The 15,974-nt window shown below is 74.7% G+C and carries 15 protein-coding genes and 1 pseudogene; 7 read left to right on the top strand and 9 right to left on the bottom strand.

What is annotated here, in order from left to right:
• Positions 1 to 7 precede the first annotated feature (7 nt).
• Positions 8 to 1,402, top strand: coding sequence for a polyprenol phosphomannose-dependent alpha 1,6 mannosyltransferase MptB (gene mptB, locus AMK31_RS34010; RefSeq protein WP_073944594.1), 1,395 nt, complete (start codon positions 8 to 10; stop codon positions 1,400 to 1,402).
• The gene (locus tag AMK31_RS41835) at positions 1,399 to 2,754 is read left to right on the top strand and encodes a glycosyltransferase 87 family protein (protein WP_073944593.1); all 1,356 of its coding nucleotides are present in this window, start codon (positions 1,399 to 1,401) and stop codon (positions 2,752 to 2,754) included. Before mptB ends, AMK31_RS41835 begins: the two co-directional genes overlap by 4 nt.
• 86 nt (positions 2,755 to 2,840) lie before the next feature.
• Here the strand turns inward: AMK31_RS41835 and AMK31_RS34000 are convergent.
• Positions 2,841 to 3,650: pseudogene (locus AMK31_RS34000) on the bottom strand (D-alanyl-D-alanine carboxypeptidase family protein); the annotation flags it as partial.
• 106 nt (positions 3,651 to 3,756) lie between these two features.
• Positions 3,757 to 4,902, bottom strand: coding sequence for a transcription termination factor Rho (gene rho, locus AMK31_RS33995; protein ID WP_073944591.1), 1,146 nt, complete (start codon positions 4,900 to 4,902; stop codon positions 3,757 to 3,759).
• Between the two features lie 266 nt (positions 4,903 to 5,168).
• Between rho and AMK31_RS33990 the strand changes: the two genes are divergently transcribed.
• Positions 5,169 to 5,900, top strand: coding sequence for a class I SAM-dependent methyltransferase (locus AMK31_RS33990; RefSeq protein WP_073944692.1), 732 nt, complete (start codon positions 5,169 to 5,171; stop codon positions 5,898 to 5,900).
• Between the two features lie 16 nt (positions 5,901 to 5,916).
• Here the strand turns inward: AMK31_RS33990 and AMK31_RS33985 are convergent, their stop codons facing one another.
• The 6 genes from AMK31_RS33985 to AMK31_RS33960 all read right to left on the bottom strand — a co-directional run bounded on the left by AMK31_RS33985 (position 5,917) and on the right by AMK31_RS33960 (position 11,270).
• Complete coding sequence (locus AMK31_RS33985) at positions 5,917 to 6,711, bottom strand: GntR family transcriptional regulator (protein WP_073944590.1); 795 nt, start codon at positions 6,709 to 6,711, stop codon at positions 5,917 to 5,919.
• A gap of 141 nt (positions 6,712 to 6,852) precedes the next feature.
• Positions 6,853 to 8,019: a serine hydrolase domain-containing protein gene (locus AMK31_RS33980; protein ID WP_073944589.1), complete on the bottom strand. Its 1,167-nt coding sequence runs from the start codon at positions 8,017 to 8,019 to the stop codon at positions 6,853 to 6,855.
• A 102-nt stretch (positions 8,020 to 8,121) separates the two neighbouring features.
• Positions 8,122 to 9,090 (bottom strand): acetylxylan esterase, encoded by a 969-nt coding sequence (locus tag AMK31_RS33975; protein ID WP_073944588.1) that lies wholly within the window; start codon positions 9,088 to 9,090, stop codon positions 8,122 to 8,124.
• 123 nt (positions 9,091 to 9,213) lie between these two features.
• A complete protein-coding gene (locus tag AMK31_RS40795) occupies positions 9,214 to 9,798 on the bottom strand; it encodes an Rv1733c family protein (protein ID WP_073944691.1) in 585 nt (194 codons plus the stop codon).
• A gap of 118 nt (positions 9,799 to 9,916) precedes the next feature.
• Positions 9,917 to 10,672 carry a ferredoxin reductase gene (locus AMK31_RS33965; protein ID WP_073944587.1) on the bottom strand — a complete coding sequence of 252 codons (756 nt, stop codon included), beginning with the start codon at positions 10,670 to 10,672 and terminating at the stop codon, positions 9,917 to 9,919.
• The gene (locus AMK31_RS33960) at positions 10,665 to 11,270 is read right to left on the bottom strand and encodes a sulfite oxidase-like oxidoreductase (RefSeq protein WP_073944586.1); all 606 of its coding nucleotides are present in this window, start codon (positions 11,268 to 11,270) and stop codon (positions 10,665 to 10,667) included. Before AMK31_RS33960 ends, AMK31_RS33965 begins: the two co-directional genes overlap by 8 nt.
• 181 nt (positions 11,271 to 11,451) lie before the next feature.
• Between AMK31_RS33960 and AMK31_RS33955 the strand changes: the two genes are divergently transcribed.
• Entirely contained in the window at positions 11,452 to 12,171 is a 720-nt protein-coding gene (locus tag AMK31_RS33955) for a GNAT family N-acetyltransferase (RefSeq protein WP_073944585.1), read from the top strand.
• Between the two features lie 25 nt (positions 12,172 to 12,196).
• Here the strand turns inward: AMK31_RS33955 and AMK31_RS33950 are convergent, their stop codons facing one another.
• Positions 12,197 to 12,649: a MarR family winged helix-turn-helix transcriptional regulator gene (locus AMK31_RS33950; RefSeq protein ID WP_073944584.1), complete on the bottom strand. Its 453-nt coding sequence runs from the start codon at positions 12,647 to 12,649 to the stop codon at positions 12,197 to 12,199.
• Positions 12,650 to 12,729: 80 nt separating this feature from the next.
• Between AMK31_RS33950 and AMK31_RS33945 the strand changes: the two genes are divergently transcribed.
• From AMK31_RS33945 to AMK31_RS33935, 3 genes are all read left to right on the top strand, one after another.
• Complete coding sequence (locus tag AMK31_RS33945; protein ID WP_073944583.1) at positions 12,730 to 13,767, top strand: hypothetical protein; 1,038 nt, start codon at positions 12,730 to 12,732, stop codon at positions 13,765 to 13,767.
• Positions 13,768 to 13,945: 178 nt separating this feature from the next.
• Positions 13,946 to 14,758 (top strand): putative protein N(5)-glutamine methyltransferase, encoded by an 813-nt coding sequence (locus tag AMK31_RS33940; protein ID WP_073944582.1) that lies wholly within the window; start codon positions 13,946 to 13,948, stop codon positions 14,756 to 14,758.
• Positions 14,759 to 15,066: 308 nt separating this feature from the next.
• Positions 15,067 to 15,951, top strand: coding sequence for a hypothetical protein (locus AMK31_RS33935; RefSeq protein ID WP_073944581.1), 885 nt, complete (start codon positions 15,067 to 15,069; stop codon positions 15,949 to 15,951).
• The last annotated feature ends 23 nt before the right edge of the window (positions 15,952 to 15,974 follow it).

Here is a 15,974-nt window from a genome sequence, read left to right as displayed (position 1 = left end):
GTTGGCCATGGCTTCCTCCGTCGATCTCCGCCGCTGCCAGATTCTGGGACTGGCCGGCACCGCCGTCCTCGCCCTGGGCGGTGAGACCGCCGGAGCCCTGCCGGTCCGCGACGTGCTCTCCCCGGCGTCGGCGGCTGCCGCCCTCGGCCTGGTCGGGGTCTACTTCGGCGTCGTCCTGCTGATCGCCGCCTGGGCACTGCTCGGGCGGCTGGTCCGCGGGCCCCAGCCGCCCACTCCCCGCACCCTGCTGCTCGTCCTCGCCGTCTGGGCGGCGCCGCTGCTGCTCGCCCCGCCGCTGTTCAGCCGGGACGTCTACAGCTACCTCGCGCAGGGCGCGATGGTCGACGCCCGGATCGACGTCTACACCCACGGCCCGTCCGCCCTCGGCGGTCCGCTGGCCGACGAGGTCGCCCCCCTCTGGCAGCACACCGCGGCCCCGTACGGACCGGTGTTCCTCGCCGTGGCCTCCGCGCTGTCAGGGGTGACCCGCGGCGAACTCCCCGCCGGGCTGATGGGGATGCGGCTCCTCGCCCTGCTCGGCGTCGCCCTGATGGCGGCCGCGCTGCCCCGGCTCGCCCGGCACAGCGGCGCGGACCCGGCCGCCGCGCTGTGGCTCGGCGCGCTCAACCCGCTGGTGCTGCTGCACCTGGTGGCGGGTGCCCACAACGACGCGATGATGCTGGGCCTGCTCGGGGTCGGCCTGGTCGCCGCGCTCGGCCGCCGACCGGTTCTCGGCACGGTCCTCGTGACCCTCGCCGCCCTGGTCAAGGCACCCGCGGTGCTGGGGCTGGCCGCTGTGGTCCTGCTCCGGACGCGCGCGGGCCGACGTCCCGTACCGGCGGTCCTGACGACCGCGGGGGCCGCGGCCGCCACCACCGTCGCCGCGACGGCCGTCGCGGGCACCGGCTACGGCTGGACAGCCGCCCTCGACACCCCTGTCTCCCCGCACAACTGGGCCCTCACCAGCCTGCTCGGCCGCGCGACCGCCGCCCTGCTGGACCGCCTCGGCAGCGACCTGGCCCCGCTCGCCGTCCCCGTCTGGCACGTCCTCGGCCTCGCGCTGACGGCGGCGGCACTGCTGTTCATCTGGGTGCGGCTGCGCTCGCGCCCCGTGTACGCGCTCGGCCTGAGCCTCGCCGCGGTGGCCGCGTTCGGACCGGCGATCCGCCCCTGGTACGCGCTGTGGGGCCTGTTCCTCATCGCCGCGGCCGCCCCCACCACCTCGGTACGCCACCGGGTGGCCGCCGTGACCGGTCTGCTCGCCCTCGCCGTGCTGCCCAGCGGCGGACCGGCGGACCTCGGCCAGCTGCTGCTGGCGGTGTCCGGCGGCGCCCTCGCCGTGGTCGTGCTGTGGCAGGCCCACCAGGCCGCGCAGGCACCGGTCATGGGACGCACGGCATGAACGTTCCCCGCACCGACCGCGGCCGGCTGCTGCTCGTCCTGCTCCTCGCCGGCGCCGTGACCGTCTTCACCGCGACCGTGCCGCTGCTGCGGGACTGGTTCGACCTGCGCGTCTACCACGGCGCGGTCCACCACTGGATCCACGACGGCGAGCCCCTCTACGACTACCGGGTGCCGGGGACGCCGTACGGATTCACCTACCCGCCGTTCGCGGCCGTCGCCATGCTGCCGATGGCTCTCGTCGGGCTGGGCACCGCGATCGTGATCGCCCTGCTGCTGGACCTGGCCGCCCTCGCCGTGACCCTGCGGGTGCTGACGGGCGACGCCTGGCGGCGCTACGGCTGGTACGGCTGCGCCCTGGCCGCCTGTGCGCTCGCGCTGTACGAACCGATCCGCGACACCGTCAGCTTCGGGCAGGTCAACCTGGTGCTGCTGGCGCTGGTGCTGGGCGACGCCTGGCTGCTGGCCACGGGCCGGGGCCGGTACGCGGGCGTCGGCATCGGGCTCGCGGCGGCGGTCAAACTGACGCCCGCGCTCTTCATCGGCCTGCTGCTGCTCGCCCGCCGGGGGCGGTCCGCGGCGCTGGCGACCGGCGTGGCCGCCGGCGCGACGGCGTTCGCCGCGTGGGTCGCGCCGGAGGCCTCCCGCTTCTACTGGACGCGGGCGCTGTGGGACACCGGCCGGGTGGGCCGGCTCGACTACGTCTCCAACCAGTCCCTCCAGGGTGTCCTCGCCCGCCTCGGCCAGCCCGGCCACGCCGTGTGGGCGGTGGCCGTGCTGCTCGTCCTCGGCGTGTGGGCGTGGCGGTCCAGGCAGGCGGTGGCGGCGGGCGACTGGCCTGCCGCGTTCGCGCTGACCGGGCTGACGGCCTGTCTGGTCAGCCCGGTGACCTGGGTGCACCATCTCGTGTGGCTGCTTCCGTCGTTCGCCGTGCTGGTCCGCGCCGGCCGGGCGCGCCTCGCGGGCGCCCTGTACGCGGTGCTGTGCACCAGCGTGGTGTGGCTGTGGTTCCACGACGCGTCCGGCGTCGACGGCTTCCTCGGCGGCAACGCCTACGCCTGGATCACCCTCGGCCTGCTGCTCCGGCTGCCGACCCGTCACTCCGGTACCGCACGGCCGCACACCAGCCGCAGCGCCAGCGCGACCAACGCGGCGCCCAGCACCGCGGCGAGACCGATCTCCGCGGTCTCCGGCCAGCCGGGCCCGGCGGTAGCCGGGGCGGGAGGTGCCGCCGCCGGTACCGCGTCGGGGCCCGGCCTGGGCGGGACCCGCAGGGCGTCCAGCGAGCCGACCGGATCGACCCGGCCGGTCGCGTCGAACCCCCAGTCGAGCAGCCAGCGGGCCTCCTCGTAGACCTCCAGCCCGTTGCCCCACTGCGGGTTCATCACCGACACCACGATGGTCCGCTCGCCCCTGCGCGCCGCGGCGACCAGGGTGTTGCCCGCGTTGCTGGTGTAGCCGTTCTTGACGCCGATCAGTCCCGGGTAGGGCTCGACGCCGTCGGCGCCGGTCAGCAGCCGGTTGGTGTTCTGGATGCTGTACCGCCGGCCGTCGCCGCCCGGGAAGCGGGCCTCCGCCAGTCCGCAGTACCGGGCGAAGTCCTCGTTGCGCAGTCCGGCGCGGCCGAACACGGCCAGGTCGTACGCCGAGGACACCTGGCCCGGTTCGTCGTAGCCGTCGGGAGACACCACGTGCGTGTCCCGCGCCCCGAGCGCCCGGGCCTTGGCCTGCATCCGCTTCGCGGTGGTCCGCCAGCCGCCGTTGAGCCCGGCCAGCACCCGCACGGCGTCGTTGCCGGAGCTGAGGAAGACGCCGCGCCACAGGTCGGACACCCGGTAGGAGCGGCCCTCGGCGATCCCGACCAGGCTGCTGCCCTCCCCGATGCCCTCCAGTTCCTCCGCCTCGACGCGATGCCGGATGCCGCCGGGCAGCACCGGCAGCACGGTGAGCGCGAACAGGGTCTTCAGGGTGCTCGCGGGCGGCAGCTCGCGGTGCGCGTCGTGCGCGGCCAGCACCTCGCCGGTGTCGGCGTCGGCCACCAGCCAGGACAGCGCGGAGACCTCCGGGACCTCGGGCGCTCCGGCGAGCGGCCGGACGTGGGTGCCGGACCGGTACAGCAGCGACGGGGACGGCGCCGCCGCCCGCTCCCCGCCCGGCCCGCCGGGGTCGGTACGGGTCTGGGCGGCCGTCGCGACGGGCGCGAGAGCCAGGGCGCCCGCCAGACACGCCCCGCAGGCCGACACAGCCATCCGGGATGAGAATCCGATCGTCATACGATCAACCTAGAAAGGTGCCCCGCGTCCACAACGCTGCCCGCGCCGTACACCGCACGCGTGCACCCGGATGCCGTACGCGCTAGCCCGACGGCAGCGTCGGCTGGATCCGCCGCAGGAACGTCGCGTTGTCCGGGGTCTCGCGCATCCGCTGGAGCAGCGTCTGCAGGTCGGCCTCCGGGTCCCGGGACCGCAGGGCGCGGCGCAGCCCGCGCACGGCGGCGGACTCGGCGGGGGAGAGCAGCAGTTCCTCGCGGCGGGTGCCGGACGCGGTGATGTCGACGGCCGGGAACACCCGGCGGGAGGCGAGCTCGCGGCTGAGCCGGAGCTCCATGTTGCCGGTGCTCTTCAGCTCCTCGAAGAAGTACTCGTCGGCCCGTGACCCGGTCTCCACCAGCGCTGTCGCGAGGATGGTGAGCGAACCGCCCTCCTCGGCCCGGCGCGCGGCGCCGAAGAACCGCTTGGGGCCGAGCAGCGCCCCCGCGTCGACACCGCCGCTGAGCGTGCGGCCGCCGGAGGCCGCCGCGTTGTTGTGGGCCCGGCACAGCCGGGTCAGCGAGTCGAGCAGGACCACCACGTCCTCGCCCCGCTCGACGTGCCGCTTGGCCCGCTCGACGACGAGTTCGGCCAGTGCGATGTGCTGCGCCGGCGTCCGGTCGAAGGTCGAGGCGTACACCTCGCCCCGCACCGAGCGCCGCATGTCGGTGACTTCCTCGGGGCGCTCGTCGAGCAGGACGACCATGAGACGGCACTCGGGGTGGTTGCCGGCGATCGCGGCGGCGAACTGCTGGAGCAGGACCGTCTTGCCGGTCTTGGGCGGGGCCACGATCAGCCCGCGCTGGCCCTTGCCGACCGGCGTGATGAGGTCGGCGACCCGGCCGGTGAGCCCGGCGGCCGGATGCTCCAGGCGCAGCCGCCGTACGGGGTGCAGCGGGGTGAGGTCGCGGAACTGCCGTCGGCCGCGCGCCTGTTCGGGCGTACGGCCGTCGATCCGCTCGACGCCGGCCAGCGTGCGCCGCGCGCCGCTCACGCCCTCGACGAGGTCGCCCTTGCGCAGCCCGTGACGGCGGATCAGCGCGGCGGGGACGTGGGGATCGGCGGGCGACGGCAGGAAGTGCGCCGCGCGCAGGTGCCCCTTCCCGCCCGCGTCGATGTCCAGGATCCCGCTGACGGCCTGGGACGCGGGGGAGGACTGCTGGAGCGGAGGGTGTTCCAAGGTGGTGGTCATGGGACGGGTCCTTTCGAGGACTGCGGAAGAAGCAGACGAGGGGGAGAGGCCGCATGGAGGGCAGGGCCGGACGGAAGGCGCCCTGGGGCGGCGGAGACACCTCGGCGGGGAAACCGAAAATCGTGGCTCGTGAGCCGTACCGCGAGGTGAGAGAGAAGAAAGAGAAAGAAACGACACCGGCGCCCACGACGGGGCGTACACAAGTGCTGAGGCCACCCTAGCACATGGATCGGTCCCGATGCTCGTGACCGCGTAAGCTGGTGTGGATGTTCAGCCCCGAAGGTCCCAGCCTCCGCGAACTCGCCGTCCAGGCGCTGTCGTCGGTCGAGCGCGGCTACGACCTGCTCGCGCCGAAGTTCGACCACACCCCGTTCCGCACCCCGGACTCCGTGCTGGACGCCGTCGGCACGGCGCTGCGCCGGATGGGACCCTTCGGGACCGGGCTCGACCTGTGCTGCGGCACCGGTGCGGGCGTCGGGACACTGGCGCGGGTCTGCGAGCGCGGTGTCGTCGGGGTGGATTTCAGCGCGGGCATGCTCGACGTGGCCCGTCGGCGGGTCCGGCCCTCGGCGGGCGGGCCGGCGCTCTCCTGGGTGCGGGCGGACGCCCGTGCGCTGCCCTTCGGGCCCGCGTTCGACGTCGTCGTCAGCTTCGGGGCGTTCGGGCACTTCCTGCCGGCCGAGCTGCCGGGCCTGTTCGCGCAGGTGCGTTCCGTGCTGCGGCCGGGCGGCCGTTTCGTCTTCCCGGTCGTCGCCCCGCCCCGCCCGGCCTCGCGCGCGTACTGGGCGCTGCTGGGCTTCGACGTGGCGATGCGGGTCCGCAACGCCGTGTGGCGGCCGCCGTTCGTCATGTACTACCGCACCTTCGCGCTCGGCGAGGTCCGGCGGGAGCTGGCCCGCGCCGGGTTCGCCGTGGAGCTGTACGCCCTGCCGGAGTTCGGGCACCGGCGGGACGGGAGCCCACGGGTCCGGACGGTGGCGGCCCGGCGGCTCCCGTAGCGTTCGGCGTGGGGGGTCAGACCGCCGCCGGGAGAGTGAATTCGTAGACCAGCGCCTCCTGTTGGGCGTCCACGACGAGGTCGGTGATCTCCAACGGCCGTGCGTACTGGTCCTGTACGAGCCGGGTCACCCGGACCGATGGCGCGTCCGGGATGCGGGTGATGGTGTCGCGGTGGTGCAGCGCCAGACCGGCCCGGCGCATCCAGTCGTAGGCGCGGCGCAGCTGCGCCGAGGAGGTGCCGTCGGCGCGGTCGCGGTAGCGGGCCAGCTCCTCGACCTCGGCGAGGACCACCGCCGAGAAGGAGGTCATCGCCGTGCGCCGGCTCCGGCCGTCGGCTCCGGCGGCCTCGTAGCGGTGCACCAGCGTCGGCCGGTGCGGGGCGAGCCCCAGCGCCTCGGCGTGTTCCGGCGGCGGCGTCTCCCAGGCGACGGTGGCCCGGTCGACGGCGCGCGGGTCGGCGGGGCGCCGGGCGCCGACGGGGAAGGCGAGCGAGGACAGGTGCTCGACCGGCGGACCGGGCAGGGCGGCGTGGCTGCCGCGCCGGTCGGTGGCGACCAGGCCGTCGCGGCGCAGCACCTCCAGCGCCTGCCGTACGGTCTCCCGGCTGACCCCGTAGTGGTCGGCCAAGTGCCGTTCCCCGGGCAGCCGTTCGCCGGGCGGGATGCTGCCGTCGCGCAGTTCGCCCAGCAGCTCCAGGGCGATCCGCCAGTACAGCGGCGGATCGTCGGCGCGGTGGGCGGGCCGGTCGGCGGGCCGGTCGGTCGTCCGGTCGGCGGTCCGGGGACGGTCGTGCGGGGTGGTGCGGGCCATGCCGCGCCCTCCTGTTGGTGACGTGCCGTAGCCGTGCGGGCTCATTGCGCCACCACAATTAGCATTGGTCTAAACCACCAGGGAAGGGCAACCCGGCGGTTCGGCCGAAACCGCACCGCGCGGGCCGCCCCTCCCGGTGTCTCACAGAGCGCTGTACACGGCCTCCACCAGCGCCATCTTCCGCGGGTCGTCCGCGATGCGCGGGCCCATGCGGTTCATCACATAGCCCAGCGACACTCCCGCCTCCGGGTCCGCCAGCCCGCAGGAACCGCCGAAGCCGTCATGGCCGAAGGCCCGCGGGTTGGGCCCGTACGAGCCGTGCGGCCCGCTCAGCCACAGGCCGAGCCCGGCCTCCGTCTCCCCGTCGAACCCGGCACCGAGCACCAGGTCCCGGCAGGCGCCCTGCCCTTCGCGCACCCGCTCGGCCGCCTCGGCGGACAGCACACGGTGGCCGCCGTACGTGCCCCGGCCGGCCAGTACGCCGTAGAGGGCGGCGACCGCGCGGGCGGTGCCGTGACCGTTCGCGGCGGGTATCTCGGCGGCCCGCCACGCGGGCGTGTTGGCCTCCTTCGCACCCACCGCCGGGTTGGTCAGCGCGGCCAGCGCGGCGGGCGTCAACTGGCTGAACGCCGCCGCCTGTTCACTGTTCCGGACGGCAGGCGCGTGCACCAGGGTCGCGGCGCGCCCGGCCTCCCGCTCCGGCAGCCCGATGGTGAAGTCGGCGCCGAGCGGCCCCGTGACCTCCCGCTCCAGGAAGGCGCCCGGCCGCAGACCGGACACCCGGCGCACCACCTCGCCCACCAGATGGCCGTAGGTCAGCGCGTGGTACCCGGAGCGGGTGCCCGGCTCCCACCACGGCTCCGTCGCCGCGAGCCGGGCCGTGGTCAGCTCCCAGTCGCACAGGTCCGCGAAGGAGTGCGGCTCGCGCGGGCCGCTCAGCCCGGCGCGGTGCGACAGGAGATGCCGGACGAGCACCTTCTCCTTGCCGGCCGCGGCGAACTCCGGCCAGTACGTGGCGACCGGCGCGTCCAGGTCGAGCAGGCCCCGGTCGGTCAGGACGTGCGCGCACAGGGCGACCGGTCCCTTGGTGGTGGACCAGACGTTGACCAGCGTGTCGCGCTCCCAGGGGCGGGTGCGGGCCGGGTCGGCCCAGCCGCCCCACAGGTCCACGACGGTCACCCCGCCGACCGTGACGGCGACCGCGGCACCCAGCTCGCCGCGGTCGCGGAAGTTCTCCTCGAACGCCGTTCGTACTGCCGAGAAGCGGCTGTCGCAGTGGCCGTGGACTTCCGGCTCGCGCTCGGACATGCATCCTCCGTCGTCCGTCGAGTACCCGGCGCGCTGCTGCGCACCGGGCGCCGAATGAACGTACCGACTGGTCGGACTGGAGGGAAGCGTTCACCCGCGAGATCAGGCGTACGAGCGCAGCCAGCGCAGCCTGGCCTGCTCCTGGTAAGGGCCGCCGCCCTCGTGGTCGTTGAAGTCGTACACCTCGATCGCCTTCTCGTCGTGCGCCCAGGCGTTGAACGCCGCGAACACGGTCGAGGGCGGGCAGGTCTGGTCCTCCAGCGCCGCCGAGAACAGCGCGGGCGCCCGGCCGCGGGCGGCGAAGTGGACACCGTCGAAGTAGGACAGGGTGCGCAGGGCGTCCTCGGTGCGGCCGCGGTGCGTCTTCAGGTAGAGGCCGATCTCCCGGTACGGGTGGCGGTCCGTCACCGTCGTCGCGCGCGGGAAGTCGCACAGGAACGGCACGTCCGGCGCGATCGCCACCAGGTCCGGCACCAGGCCGCCCACCGCGAGCGTGATGCCGCCGCCCTGGCTGGCGCCGACCGCGACGGTCCGCGAGGCGTCGGTCAGCGGGTGCGAGCGGGCCGCCTCGACGGCCCGTACGGCGTCCGTGAACACCCGGCGGTAGTAGTAGTTCTCCGGTGCGTCGATACCCCGGGTCATGAAGCCGGGGTAGGCAGGGGCACCGCCCACCGGGTCGGCGGTGCCGCCCCCGCCGCCCCAGGCGCTGCCCTGGCCGCGGGTGTCCATCACGAAGTGCGCCCGGCCGGTGGACGCCCACAGCAGATGCTCGTGGGGCAGGCCGCGCCCGCCGCCGTAGCCGACGAACTCCACCACCAGCGGCAGCGGTTCCCGCGCCCCGGCGGGCAGGATCAGCCATCCCTTCACCGGGTGGCCGCCGAACCCGGCGAACGTCACGTCGTGGACCCGCACGGTCGACAGGCCGGTGTCGACCGGCTCGAACCGGGCGTCCAGGTCGTGCTCGCGGGCCTCCTGGAGCGTCTTGGACCAGAAGGCGTCGAAGTCCTCTGGCTCGTTCGCGTCACTGCGGTACGCGCGCAGCTCGTCGAGCGGGAGGTCGAACAAGGCCATGGAGGACCGCCTTTGGGGAGAGGGCCGGGTGGTGATCACACCGTAAGGCGGCGCCATGATCGATCGCCAGGTCCGAAAACTTTCGCCCGCACGAAGCGGCGCGAGTCGCCCTGCGCCGGCCGGTCACGCCCACCGGCGGGTCCACTCCGGCTCGGTGCGCGCCCAGTCCCGATCCCACTCGGCCAGCCGGTGCCGCATCGCCGTGTGGCGGACCAGCAGGTGGCCGAGGACGACCACCCCGACCGCGCCGCCCGCGGCACAGATGCCCATGGCGAGGGTGTGCTGCCAGATCGCGGTGCCGTCCGGCGGCGGGGCCACGCTGCGGCCGCGCTCGTCCAGCCACACGTCGACGGTGTCGCCCCGCTCGGTGCCCACCGGGACCCGGGCGACGGCCGTCCGGACGCCCTGCTCGGGGTCGGTCCAGCGGACGCTCACGCGGTACGCGTACTCCCGGCCGCCCTGCACGGCGGGCACCGTGTCGGCGACGCGGCCGACCACCTCGGCCCGCACCCGCTGCCGGTCCGCGCGCTGCTCGGCCGCCGTCGACCGCGCGTCCTGGTGCGCCCACCAGCCGGCGGCCACGCCGGCCAGCGGCGCGCCCAGCACCAGCAGGACGGTCATGACGAGCACCGTCCACGCCTCCACCACGTCCGACCGGCGTCGCAGCGGACTGCACCGCCATCGCCAGCCGCGCACCCGGGTTCGCATCTCCGCCTCCTCGCCGCGTCCGCGTGCGAGTACCCACATGCGTCTCGTACCCCGTCCGACGGGGGTCCTTCACGCCGAGTACGGGCGGGCGATCGCGGCCGGGCGGTTCCGGCCGGGCTCAGCCGAAGCGTTCGATGCGGATGCGGTCCACCGGCTGCCCGGCTTCCACCAGCAGCCGGGACGCGTGCTCGGCGAAGGCGTTGGAGCCGCAGATGTACGCCTCCCAGCCGCCCGCGGGCCGCTCGGCCAGGACCGGCGCCAGGTGCGCGGCCGTCATCCGGCCCACCGGCGAGCCGTCCGGAGCGCTCCGGGTGAACACCGGCGTGGTCTCGGCGCCGTACTCCCGCGCGTAGATCAGCTCCTCGGGGCTGCGCGCGGACACCAGCAGCCGCAGGGGCACGTCGAGGCCGAGCGCCCGGTGGTGCCGGACCATCGACATCAGCGGCACGACGCCGGAGCCGGCGCCGATCAGCAGCGCGGGCCGGTCGCCGGGCCAGGCGAAGAAGCCGCTGACCGGGCCGCGCACCTCGACCCGGTCGCCGGGCCGGGCCTCGTTGTGGAACCAGCCGGAGACCTCACCGCCCTCGACATGGTCCAGGGTCAGCTCGATGTGCCCGGAGCCGTCGGGCGCGGACGCCAGCGAGTAGTGGCGCTGGGCGGTGTAGCCGTCCCCGGCGGTCAGCCGCAGCTGCAGGTGCTGGCCGGGCACGTGGCCCACCCAGGCGGGCACCGCGAACCGGAAGGTGGCGGCGCGCGGGGTCTCCCGGCGGATCTCGATGAGGGTGGCGGTCTGCCAGACGTTCGCGCCCTGGTGGGTCACGGCGATCCGGCCCGGGATGGCGAACCGGCTCGGGGGAGTGAAGGTGTCAGTCACCGGAGTACCGCTGCTCCTCCCACGGGTTGCCCCGCGCGTGATAGCCGTTCTGCTCCCAGAAGCCGGGCTCGTCGTGGTCGAGGATCCGCAGGCCGGCGATCCACTTGGCGCTCTTCCAGAAGTACAGGTGCGGCACCAGCAGCCGCGCCGGGCCGCCGTGCTCGGGGGCGAGCGGCCGCCCGTCGTAGGTGAACGCGATCCACGCCCGCCCGCCGGTCAGGTCGGCCAGCGGCAGGTTGGTGGTGTACCCGGTGTGGGAGTAGGCGACCGCGTGCGTGGCGGAGGCGAGGGGCCGTACGGCGCCCAGGAACGTGTCCAGCGACACACCGCCGAACCGCACTCCGAACTTCGACCAGCTCGTCACGCAGTGGATGTCGCCCTCGTACGCCGAACCGGGCAGCGCGTGCGCCTGCTCCCAGCTCCAGGTGCGGGGCTCCTCGACCAGGCCGTCGACACGGAAGGTCCAGTCGGCGGGGGCCAGGTCCGGGGTGACCTCGGCGGACAGGACGGGCCAGTCGTCGCCCGCGTCGTACTGCCCCGGCGGCAGGCCGGGACGGTGGACGCGCGGGCGTCCGGTGAAGCCTCGGGTGACGTTCATGGTTCAACGGTACGTGCCTCCGGGCCCCGCCCCGACGCCCGGGGTCGATCGTGACAGGCGTGTGAACGTCCTGGCGCCCGGGAATACCCGCAGGTCGCGCCCTCTTGATCTCTGGTGGTACCGGAGAGCGCCGGTGGCGGCGGCGAGTCCCCGCCGGTGGCGGCGAGAGGGAGCAGGAGTGATGCAGGAAGCGACCGGAGGGCATGTCCTCGACCACCCCGCGCGTGCCGCGCTCACGGGCCCGCACGCCCATTTCGCCGAGCGGCACGGCCGGATCCTGCGCTACCCCGTCGACGTCACTCCCTGGCTGGCCCTGCCCGACGAGCCCGACGCCCGCGACTGGGCGGACCTGGCGGCGCTGGCGGGCCCCGGCGGCGAGGTGCCGCTGCTCGGGTACCGGGGGCCGGTGCCGGACGACTGGGAGATCACCTTCCGGATGCCGGGCGTGCAGTACGTGGACGCCGGGCTCGCCGCCGCACCGGACCCGGAGGCGGTCCCACTCGGCCCCGCCGACGTACCGGAGATGCTCGACCTGGTCGCCCGCACCCGGCCCGGCCCCTTCCTGCCCCGCACCATAGAACTCGGCGACTACCTGGGCATCCGGCGCGACGGCGTACTGGTCGCCATGGCCGGGGAGCGGCTGCGGCCGCCCGGCTGGACCGAGATCAGCGCGGTGTGCACCGACCCCGTCGTACGCGGCGAGGGCCTGGCGACCCGGCTGATCCTCGCCGTCGCCCACGGCATCCGGGAACGCGGCGAGACCCCGTTCCTGCACACCGGCGCGGACAACACCGGGGCCATCCGCCTGTACGAGTCCCTGGGCTTCCGGCTGCGCCGCACGACGGCGTTCCTGTCGGCGCGGGTGCCGGAGCGCGTGGTGGCGGCACCGGCCGCGCGGTAGTCCCGGGCCGGGAGCCCTCGGAGTCTCAGCCGTCTTCGCCGTTGTCGCCGTCGTCCGGCGGTGTCCAGGCGTTGTACCGGATCAGATACGCGGCGAACCGCTCCAGATCCTCCTCCGGCCAGTCCGCCAGCCGCTCCCGGAACGCCGCCCGGCGGCTCTCGGTGACCTGGGCGAGGAGCTGCCGGCCGGTGTCGGTCAGATGCAGCACCTGGACCCGGTGGTCGTCCGGGTCGAGCCGCCGTTCGATCAGCCCGGCCCGCTCCAGCGCGGCCACCTGACGGCTGACGGTCGACTTGTCGAGGGCGTAGTGCGCGGCCAGGTCGGTGGCGCGGCGGCCGCCGCGCTCCTCCAGATGACCGAGCAGGGTGTACGACACGAGCGACAGCTCCGGGTGCAGCCGCCCCGCCGAGGCGCGGGCGCGGCGGGCGAAGACCGTCATCTCGCGCTGAATGGCCTCCACGGCCTCGGCTGCTGTCACGGGACCTCCCTCACGCTTCTAGTTGTATAGTACAACTTGAAATGAGAGTTGTATATGCCAACCAATTGGAGGGCCGGAGCATGCGGTCACCCGCGCTGCGCCATGTGCTCACGCACCTGATCACGCCGCTGCTGATGTGCGTGGGCATGGGACTGGCGTACATGGGGGCGTTCGTGACCCCCGAACCGAACCATCTGCCCATCGCCGTCGTCGGCACCGGCGCTCAGGTGAAGACGTTCGCCCGGTCCGTCGAGCACGAGGCGGGCGACGCCCTCGACGTACGCACCGTGCCGGACCGCGAGCGGGCCGTCGACCTGCTGAAGTCCCGTGACATCACCGGCGCCTACGTGCCGAGCGCCAGGACACCCGAGGTCCTCGTCGCCACCGCCGCCTCCGACATGGGAGCCATGGCGGTCGAGAAGGTCTTCACACCCGTCGCCGCGGAGCGGGGCCTCCCGCTGAAGGTGACCGACGTGGCGACCCCGGTCGACGACGACCCCACCGGACAGGGCCTGTTCTTCCTGATGATCGCCGTGAGCATCGGCTCCTACGCCTCGGTCGCCGTGCTCGGCGGCGCCGGCGGCACCCTGCCGATGCCGCTGCGGGCCCTGCTGACGCTCGGCGTCTCCGTCGTGGTCAGCGGCATCGGCGCCCTGCTCGCCGGTCCCGTCTTCCACCTCGCCCACCACGACCTCGCCGGGGTCTGGGGGCTGGCCTGGCTGTACTCGGCGGGCATCCTGCTGACCGGCGTCGGCCTGCACACCTTCCTCAAGCGCTGGACCACGCTCGCCATGATGGTGCTGTTCGTGATGCTCAACTTCACCAGCTCCGGCGGTTTGTTCCGGCCCGAGCTGCAGAACGGCTTCTTCGGCACCCTGCACGCCTTCTGGAACGGCGCGGGATTCGTCGAGGGCGCCCGCAGCGTCCTGTACTTCGACGGTGACGGACTCGGCCGCAGCGTGTGGACCCTCGTCGCCTGGCTGCTGGCGGGCCTCGCCCTGACCGCGATCGCCGGCGCGTACGAGCGCGGCGGCACCCGCCGGGCCGCCGTCGACGCCCAGCGGTCCCGCGCCGGGCGGGAGGCGGAGGAGGAAGCCGAGGAGGCGGTCGGCGTCTGAGCGGCGGAGGTTGGGATAGGGTGACGGTCCGGCCGTGGACGTACCCGGCCGCGCGAAGCCTGGGAGGTGAGACCCATTACCGCTGTGACGGCTCGGGTGTCCTCACCTCACCACGGCGCGGATCGCCGGTCCGGCTGACCGCGAGGGCACCCTTCGGCTCCCGAAAGGCTCTGGGTACATGCCCTTTTCACCTGTCTCTCCCACACCCTCCTCCCGTTCCTCCGTCGTCGCCGCGCTGCGCGCCGCGGGCTGTGTGTTCGCCGAGGACGAGGCCGAACTGATCCTCGGCGCCGCCCGCACCCCGGACGAACTCGCCGCCCTGGTGGACCGCCGGGTCGCCGGGCTGCCCCTCGAACTCGTCCTCGGCTGGGCCGGGTTCCGCGGTCTGCGCGTCACCGTCGAACCCGGCGTCTTCGTCCCCCGCCGCCGCACCGAGTTCCTTGTCGAACAGGCCCTCGCGCAGGCGCCGGACGCGCGTGTCGTCGTCGACCTGTGCTGCGGCTCCGGCGCGGTCGGCGCCGCCCTGGCGGACGCGCTCGGCGCCGTCGAACTGCACGCCGCCGACATCGACCCGGCCGCGGTGCGCTGCGCCCGCCGCAACCTCGCCGGTCCGGGCGGGCGGGTGTACGAGGGCGACCTGTTCGAAGCGCTGCCCACCGCGCTGCGCGGCCGCGTGGACATCCTCGCCGCCAACGTGCCGTACGTCCCCACCGGCGAGGTCGGCCTGCTGCCCGCGGAAGCCCGCGACCACGAGCCGCTGACCGCCCTCGACGGCGGCACCGACGGCCTCGACCTCGCCCGCCGGGTCGCCGCCGGGGCCCCGCACTGGCTGGCGCCCGGCGGCTGCGTACTGGTCGAGACGAGCGAACGGCAGGCCCCGGCGGCCGTGGAGGCCTTCACCCGGGCCGGTCTGACGACCCGCCTGGCGGTCTCCGAGGAGCTGTACGCCCAGGTCGTGATCGGGGTCAGGGGAGGGGACGCCGCCGTTTAGGACGTGCGCCCCAAGTCCCGTCTGGCTCGCCACGCCCGGCAGGTGGCTTGGTGACGCCGGACCAGGCCGCGAGCGTCTGGCGCGAGGCACGCCCTCGGGCAGGCGGCGTCGTATCCCGCAGGACTTGTCCGCGAAGTCCCGTCCGGCTCGCCGCGACGCCCGGGAGATGATGTGGCCGGCGTGCCGCCCGCCCGCGAGCAGGCGGCGCCGCTTCGCGGACGCGGCACAGGAGCCGCCCTCCGGCGAACGCCCCGCCGCCTTCGGGCGTCACAGGAGCGGTAGCAGCCGACCACCCCCTTGGAGAGCCCATGCGCAGGACACACGCCCGCTCGGTCCGACTCGTCGGCGTGTCGCTTCTGGTCGCCGTAGGCGGCGGCGCGCTCGCCGCCTACGCGGGCGAACAGCGCGGCGGCACCGGCGGCCCGTCGCCGGGCGCCGCCGTGCGTGCCCGGCTGGTCGCCGAGGCCTGGGACGGCTCGCGGGCCGCCGAGGTGTGGCGCGCGGGCTACCACCCGTCGGGGGAGACGGTCCAGCTGCCCGAGGGTGCCTTGCGCGGCACCGACAAGGAGGCCTACGCCGCCCGGGACTTCGAGCTGCGGGGCGAACTCCCCGACGTACCACGCGAGGAGGGGACGGTGCGGTGGAAGGGCGGCGGCTCGCTCACCCTGCCGCTGACGGACGCCCGGGAGGCGTTCGCGGACCTGGACCGCTCCGACGGCCGCGCGCCGCTCACCGTGACCGGCGTGCGGCTCGGCGAGATGACGCTGGCCACCGACCGCGGCCCGGCGACCGTACCGGCGTGGCTGTTCACGCTCGACGGGTACGGCACCCCGCTGAAGCAGGCCGCGGCCAGCCCGTCCGAGCCGCCGCGGTCGCCGATCGGCCCGGCCCGGGACACACTGGGCGACGAGCTGGGGCCGCTGCCGGGGCCGGGCCGGGTGGCCGTGGACGGACGGACCGTCACCGTCGTCGCCTGGCACGGCGGTTGCGACGACGGCCCCGCCGTCCACGTGCTGGAGACGGCGGGCAGCGTGGTGCTGTCCGCGTCGGTCGCCGGCGCCGACGACGGCCCGTGCACCGCGGAACTGCTCGCCGCCGAGGTGACGGTGCGGCTGGACCGGCCGGTCGGCGACCGGGTGCTGCTGGACGCCTTCACCGGCCGGCCGGTGGCGTTCGGGGAGCGGCGCGGGTAGAGCCGCCGGTCTGCGCCCGTTCG

Source organism: Streptomyces sp. TSRI0107 (assembly GCF_001905845.1).
Lineage (GTDB): Bacteria > Actinomycetota > Actinomycetes > Streptomycetales > Streptomycetaceae > Streptomyces.
Note: the sequence above shows the minus strand (reverse complement) of the source record. Positions and strands in the feature narration are given on the sequence as shown.